This is a genomic window from Streptomyces beijiangensis (assembly GCF_017315755.1).
Classification (GTDB): Bacteria; Actinomycetota; Actinomycetes; order Streptomycetales; family Streptomycetaceae; genus Streptomyces; species Streptomyces beijiangensis.
This window is the reverse complement of record NZ_JAFLRJ010000509.1, coordinates 1-6,317: the sequence shown is the minus strand read 5'-3', so window position 1 is coordinate 6,317 and position 6,317 is coordinate 1. Positions and strand designations below refer to the sequence as shown.

At 69.0% G+C, this 6,317-nt stretch carries 6 protein-coding genes and 1 tRNA gene; 6 read left to right on the top strand and 1 reads right to left on the bottom strand.

The window, feature by feature from the left end; genetic code table 11:
- Positions 1-1,239 (bottom strand): sensor histidine kinase (locus tag J0695_RS36105; protein ID WP_206969001.1); only part of this gene is annotated, 1,239 nt, incomplete at its 3' end.
- 204 nt (positions 1,240-1,443) lie between these two features.
- On the opposite strand from J0695_RS36105, the gene J0695_RS36100 reads away from it, so the two are divergent.
- The 6 genes from J0695_RS36100 to J0695_RS36075 all read left to right on the top strand — a co-directional run bounded on the left by J0695_RS36100 (position 1,444) and on the right by J0695_RS36075 (position 6,160).
- A tRNA-Gln gene (locus J0695_RS36100) sits at positions 1,444-1,516 on the top strand.
- 109 nt (positions 1,517-1,625) lie between these two features.
- Positions 1,626-3,074 (top strand): bifunctional UDP-N-acetylglucosamine diphosphorylase/glucosamine-1-phosphate N-acetyltransferase GlmU, encoded by a 1,449-nt coding sequence (glmU, locus tag J0695_RS36095; protein WP_206969000.1) that lies wholly within the window; start codon positions 1,626-1,628, stop codon positions 3,072-3,074.
- 93 nt (positions 3,075-3,167) lie between these two features.
- Positions 3,168-4,145 carry a ribose-phosphate diphosphokinase gene (locus J0695_RS36090; RefSeq protein ID WP_206968999.1) on the top strand — a complete coding sequence of 326 codons (978 nt, stop codon included), beginning with the start codon at positions 3,168-3,170 and terminating at the stop codon, positions 4,143-4,145.
- A gap of 222 nt (positions 4,146-4,367) precedes the next feature.
- Entirely contained in the window at positions 4,368-4,949 is a 582-nt protein-coding gene (locus J0695_RS36085) for a 50S ribosomal protein L25/general stress protein Ctc (protein WP_206968998.1), read from the top strand.
- Positions 4,950-5,059: 110 nt separating this feature from the next.
- Entirely contained in the window at positions 5,060-5,650 is a 591-nt protein-coding gene (gene pth / locus J0695_RS36080; RefSeq protein WP_206968997.1) for an aminoacyl-tRNA hydrolase, read from the top strand.
- A 60-nt stretch (positions 5,651-5,710) separates the two neighbouring features.
- Positions 5,711-6,160 carry a hypothetical protein gene (locus J0695_RS36075; protein WP_206969002.1) on the top strand — a complete coding sequence of 150 codons (450 nt, stop codon included), beginning with the start codon at positions 5,711-5,713 and terminating at the stop codon, positions 6,158-6,160.
- Positions 6,161-6,317 lie beyond the last annotated feature (157 nt).

Genomic DNA, 6,317 nt, shown 5'->3' with positions numbered 1-6,317 from the left:
CACCCCGCCCAGCGCGGTCACCCGCTCCCGCATCCCCACGAGCCCGTTGCCCCCGCTCGGCAGCCCGGCATCGGCGACCCCCGCGTCCGAGGGGCCGTTCTCCACCTGCATGGCGACCTCGCTCCCCCGGTACGCGAGCCGCACCCACGTCTTCGCCCCCGCCGCGTGCTTGTGCACATTCGTCAGGGCTTCCTGCACGACCCGGTACGCGGTCTGCTCGACCAGCGCGTGATAGTTGCGCACCGCGCCCTCGACCACGAACTCCACGGTCATCCCCGCGGACCGCGACTGCCCCACCAGCGTCTCCAGCTCGTCGAGACAGGGCCCGTCCTCACCGGCTGAGGCCGCCGCAGCGGCAGCCGCGTCCCGTACGGCCGCCAGCGGCACCGCCACCGGCGCCTTCGCGGCCTCCCCGGCCCGCAGCACCCCGAGCATCTCCCGCAGCTCGGTCAGCGCCTGCCGGCCCATGTCCCCCACCAGCGCGGCATTCTTCGAAGCCTTCGCCGGGTCCTTGGGCGCCACGGCCTGGATCGCCGCCGCGTGCACCACCATCAGACTCACCCGGTGCGCGACGACGTCGTGCATCTCGCGCGCGATCCGCGTCCGTTCTTCGGTACGGGCCCACTCGGCCCGCTCCTCCGCCCGGTCGGCCAGGAGCACCAGCTCCCGCTCCAGGCTGTCGGCCCGCTCCCGCAGCGACTCCATCAGCCGCCGCCGGGCGCCTATGTACAGCCCGTACAGCACAGGGGGCGCGGTCAGCCCCAGCGACATGAAGACCGACACCAGGACGACGAACACCGCACCTGGGTCGTCGGCGTCCGTCCCCACCCCGTGCCGCAGCCGTACGGACGTCACGATGAACGTCCCCACCAACGACATCGTTGCCAGTACGCCGGTCAGCCTGCGCGGCACTTCCGATGCGGCGAGCGTGTAGAGCCCGACCAGACCCATCAGATAGCCCATCTGGGCAGGCGTGATGGCGATCGACACCAGCACCACGGCGATCGGCCACCGCCGGCGCAGCACCAGCGAGGCACCCGCGACCAGGCCGAAAACCACCCCGACAGGCGCAGGCACCCCCGCCTGCCCCGCAAAACTCACGCCTTCCAACGCACATTCGAAGGCCGAGACAACGCCCAGCCCCACATCCAGGACGGCACTGCGCCGCCGCTCCCACCACCACCAACCGCGGGAGGTCAACCCCGCGGCGTCGTGGTGCTGCGCCCCCGTTACGGTCATGCCTTCCAGCCTACGGGCGGGCATGGCGGGGCTCCCAACCTTTTCCCCAGCGGGAGGTTACGGGGCACAAGTGACGCGGGACCGGAAGATCAGACTCCGGGGCGAAGCGCCGAGTTCTGCCGTCGCGTGGAAGGCGGTTGGTACGGCATAGTGTTGCGTGCCGATCCGACAACCCGGCACAATGTCCGGTTCAGTCGGGTTTCATCCCCCATGGTGTAATCAGGCAGCACTGCGGTTTTTGGTACCGTTCGTCCAGGTTCAAATCCTGGTGGGGGAGCAACAGTTCACGGGTCCTGGCTTTCACAGCCGGGACCCGCACATATTTCCGGCCCGATACCCCCCGGTATCCTTCGGGTGTCCACCACCCGAAGCCGAAGGGCACCACCGTGAGCGCCAATACCCCGGCCGCCGTCGTCGTCCTCGCAGCGGGTGAGGGCACCCGCATGAAGTCGGCCACTCCCAAGGTCCTGCACGAGATCAGCGGGCGCTCGCTCGTCGGACACGTCGTCGCCGCCTCCCGTGAGCTCGACCCCGACCACCTCGTCGTGGTCGTCGGCCACGCACGCGAGCAGGTGCAGGCGCACCTCGCCGAGATCGACGCGGAGGTACGCACCGCTTTCCAGGCCCAGCAGAACGGCACCGGACACGCCGTCCGGATGGCGCTCGAAGAGCTCGGCGGGAACGTCGAAGGCACCGTGGTCGTCGTCTGCGGGGACACCCCGCTGCTCACCGGCGAGACGCTGACCGCGCTCGTCGCCACCCACGCCGCCGACTCCAACGCCGTCACGGTGCTGAGCGCCGAGGTGCCCGACTCCACCGGGTACGGACGGATCGTGCGCGACCTCGACACCGGCGCGGTCACCGCGATCGTCGAGCACAAGGACGCCTCCGACATCCAGCGGGCGATCCGGGAGATCAACTCCGGGGTCTTCGCCTTCGACGGGCAGCTGCTCGCCGACGCGCTGGGCAAGGTGCGCACCGACAACAGCCAGGGCGAGGAGTACCTCACCGACGTGCTGTCGATCCTGCGCGAGGCCGGCCACCGCGTCGGGGCGTCCGTCGCCGCCGACCACCGCGAGATCCTCGGCATCAACAACCGTGTCCAACTCGCCGAGGCGCGCGCCCTGCTGAACGCACGGCTGCTGGAGCGGGCCATGCTGGGCGGGGTGACCGTGATCGATCCGGCCACCACCTTCATCGACGTCACCGTGACCTTCGGGCAGGACGCCCTCGTGCACCCGGGTACGCAGTTGCTCGGGGCCACGCACATCGCCGGGGGTGCGGAGGTCGGGCCCAACACCCGCCTCATCGACACCACCGTCCACGCGGGCGCCCGCGTGGACAACTCCGTGGCGACCGGGGCCGAGATCGGCGAGGGGGCCTCCGTCGGTCCGTACGCCTATCTGCGGCCGGGGACGAAGCTCGGGCTGAAGTCGAAGGTCGGGGCGTACGTCGAGATCAAGAAGTCGACCATCGGCGAGGGGACGAAGGTTCCGCACCTCTCGTACGTCGGGGACGCGACCATCGGCGACTTCACGAACATCGGGGCGGCCTCCGTCTTCGTCAACTACGACGGCGAGAGCAAGCACCACTCCACGATCGGGTCGCACTGCAGGACCGGCGCGGACAACATGTTTGTGGCACCTGTCACAGTCGGGGACGGTGTCTACACCGCGGCCGGTTCGGTGATCACGAAGGACGTGCCTTCCGGTGCGCTGGCCGTCGCCCGTGGCCAGCAACGGAATATCGAGGGCTGGGTGGCCCGCAAGCGGCCGGGCAGTGCGGCCGCCCAGGCGGCCCAGGCCGCTCCCCCGGAGACGTCCGGCAAAAGCTGACCGGAATCAGGTACGCCGATCTCGGCGTACCGTGATAAATGCACACGGCTGGCTCGCCCAGCGGCAATCCAACACGTCTGAGGAGACTGTGCTGTGACCGGGATCAAGACGACCGGCGAGAAGAAGATGATGCTCTTCTCCGGCCGCGCCCACCCCGAGCTGGCCGAGGAGGTTGCACACCACCTGGGTGTCAGCCTCGTGCCGACGAAGGCCTTCGACTTCGCGAACGGTGAGATCTACGTCCGTTTCCAGGAGTCGGCCCGCGGTGCGGACTGCTTCCTGATGCAGAGCCACACGGCTCCCATCAACAAGTGGATCATGGAACAGCTCATCATGGTCGATGCGCTGAAGCGGGCCTCGGCCCGTTCCATCACGGTGATCGTGCCGTTCTACGGCTACGCCCGCCAGGACAAGAAGCACCGCGGCCGCGAGCCCATCTCGGCCCGGCTGATCGCCGACCTGCTGCAGACCGCGGGCGCCGACCGCATCCTCACGATCGATCTGCACACCGACCAGATCCAGGGCTTCTTCGACGGCCCGGTCGACCACCTCTTCGCCCTGCCGCTCCTCGCGGACTACGTGGGCGCGAAGGTCGACCGCGACAAGCTGACCGTCGTCTCCCCGGACGCCGGCCGCGTGCGCGTCGCCGACCGCTGGTGCGACCGCCTGGGCGCGCCCCTCGCGATCGTGCACAAGCGCCGCGACAAGGACGTCGCCAACCAGGTCACCGTCCACGAGGTCGTCGGTGACGTGAAGGGCCGCGTCTGCGTCCTCGTCGACGACATGATCGACACCGGTGGCACGATCTGCGCCGCGGCGGACGCCCTGTTCGCCAACGGTGCGGAGGACGTCATCGTGACGGCCACGCACGGCGTGCTGTCCGGTCCCGCCGCGGACCGTCTGAAGAACTCCAAGGTGAGCGAGTTCGTCTTCACGAACACGCTGCCCGACCCGGGCGACCTGGAGCTCGACAAGATCACGGTGCTGTCGATGGCGCCGACGATCGCGCGTGCGGTACGCGAGGTCTTCGAGGACGGTTCGGTCACGAGCCTCTTCGACGAGCAGGCGTAACCAACGCGACCAAGGCCTCACGGCCTCACGGCCTCGGTAAAGATCGATTTCTGGTACGGCCTTCCCGCCGGGTAGACTCACTGAGTTGCTCGGCGAGGGAGGCCGTACTGGTTTCAGTACGGGGCTCCGTTATCGACGCGCTGTTCGTAGCAGGCTGCTTGTCGTGGCCGGGTGACCCGTCTCTTTTTTTGACACCCGTCATCATCTACGAGGAGTGCCACCATGGCCGAGATCAAGATCACCGCTGAAGTACGCACGGACTTCGGCAAGGGCGCCGCCCGCCAGACCCGCCGCGCCAACCGCGTCCCCGCGGTCATCTACGGCCACGGTGCCGAGACGGTTCACATCTCCCTTCCGGGCCACCAGCTCATGATGGCGCTCAAGACCAACAACGCCCTGCTGACCCTGGACATCGAGGGCCGCACCGAGCTGGTCATCCCCAAGGCCATTCAGCGTGACGCCATCCGCCGCACCCTGACCCACGTCGACCTGCTCGCGGTCAAGAAGGGCGAGAAGGTCACCGTCGAGGTCTCCGTCATCGCCGAGGGCGACCTGGCGCCGGGCGCCAACCTTCTCGAGTACGTCCTCAACACCCTGACCGTCGAGGCCGAGGCCACCCACATCCCCGAGTCGGTCACCGTCTCGATCGCGGGCCTGGACGCCGGTCAGTCCATCCTCGCCAAGGACATCACGCTGCCCGAGGGCACCGTCCTGGCGATCGACGAGGACGCGGTCGTCCTCCAGGTCGTCTCGACGCAGGAAGAGGCCGCGGCCGAGACCACCGCCGAGACCACCGAGGCCTGAGCCTCGCGCTGACTCATCCCCGGGGCTCCGCCCCGGACCCCGCTCCTCAAACGCCGGAGAGGCTGAAAACGCCTCTCCGGCTTTTGGTGCTCACAAGGAGAAACGCACGGATGTCGGACAGCAACGCGCCCTGGCTGATCGTGGGGCTCGGGAACCCCGGTCCCGAGTACGCGGCCAACCGTCACAACGTCGGTTTCATGGTCGCCGACCTGCTGGCTTCGCGGATCGGCGGGAAGTTCAAGACGCACAAGGCGCGTGCGCAGGTCCTGGAGGGCCGGATCGGGCCGCCCGGACCGCTGAACCGGCGTGTGGTGCTGGCAAAGCCGCTGTCGTACATGAACCTGTCGGGCGGTCCGGTCACCGCGCTGCGGGACTTCTACAAGGTGGACACCGACCGCATCGTCGCGATCCACGACGAGCTGGACATCGACTTCGGCACGCTGCGGCTGAAGCTGGGCGGCGGGGACAACGGCCACAACGGTCTCAAGTCCATGACGAAGTCGCTGGGCCCCGACTACCACCGGCTGCGGTTCGGCATCGGGCGCCCGCCGGGCCGGATGCAGGTCGCCGACTTCGTACTGAAGGACTTCTCCGGCGCGGAGCGCAAGGAGCTGGACTATCTGGTGGACCGGGCCGCGGACGCGGTGGAGGCGCTGCTCGCCGAGGGGCTCGAGCGCGCCCAGGGTACGTACAACTCCTGAGGGCCGTGGGCCGCGCTTGACCTGGAGTAGTCCCATGGCCAAGGATCGCGCCGCATGAGCATGAGGCGGAATCTGGCCATCCTTTTGTACGGCGGCGTGGTCGCGCTGGTCCTGGTCGCGGGCGTCTGGTCGTCGTGGGGGACGGCGCAGCACGTACTGCTCGCGAAGGGGCGGGACCACGGGACGATGACGGTGTCCGCGTGCGGGGAGGACGTGTGCACGGGGTCGTACGTTCCCTCGGGCGACTCGGAGCCGCATGCGCGTGGCGTGACGATCGACCGGTCGGTCGCGGCGAAGAAGGGCGAGCGGCTGCCGGTGGTGGTGAAGCCGGGGACGGACCAGGTGGTGCGGACGGGGGCGGCGGGGGTGCTCCATGCGTGGGTGCCGCTGGGTGGGGCGTTGGTGCTGGCCGCGCTGGTGATCGGGGGCGGGTTGCGGATGCCGCGCACTGCGTGGGCTACGGGGTTGGCCGGGGCGGCGCTGCTGACTGCGACGTTCGTCGCGCTGTAGGCGACCTCCGGCCGCCTGTCCTCAATCGCCGGACGGGCTTGATATGTCTGCCACCGGCTTGTACGCGCGGGAATGAACAGCCCACGCAATTCAAGCGCGCATCGGGCAAAATCAAGCCCCTCCGGCGATTGAGGAGCGGGGGTCCGGGGGCGGAGCC

Bases quoted from the DNA above. Each gene is read 5' to 3' on its own strand.
- J0695_RS36075 (WP_206969002.1), top strand. From the start codon at position 5,711: ATGAGGCGGAATCTGGCCATCCTTTTGTACGGCGGCGTGGTCGCGCTG.
- pth (WP_206968997.1), top strand. From the start codon at position 5,060: ATGTCGGACAGCAACGCGCCCTGGCTGATCGTGGGGCTCGGGAACCCC.
- J0695_RS36085 (WP_206968998.1), top strand. From the start codon at position 4,368: ATGGCCGAGATCAAGATCACCGCTGAAGTACGCACGGACTTCGGCAAG.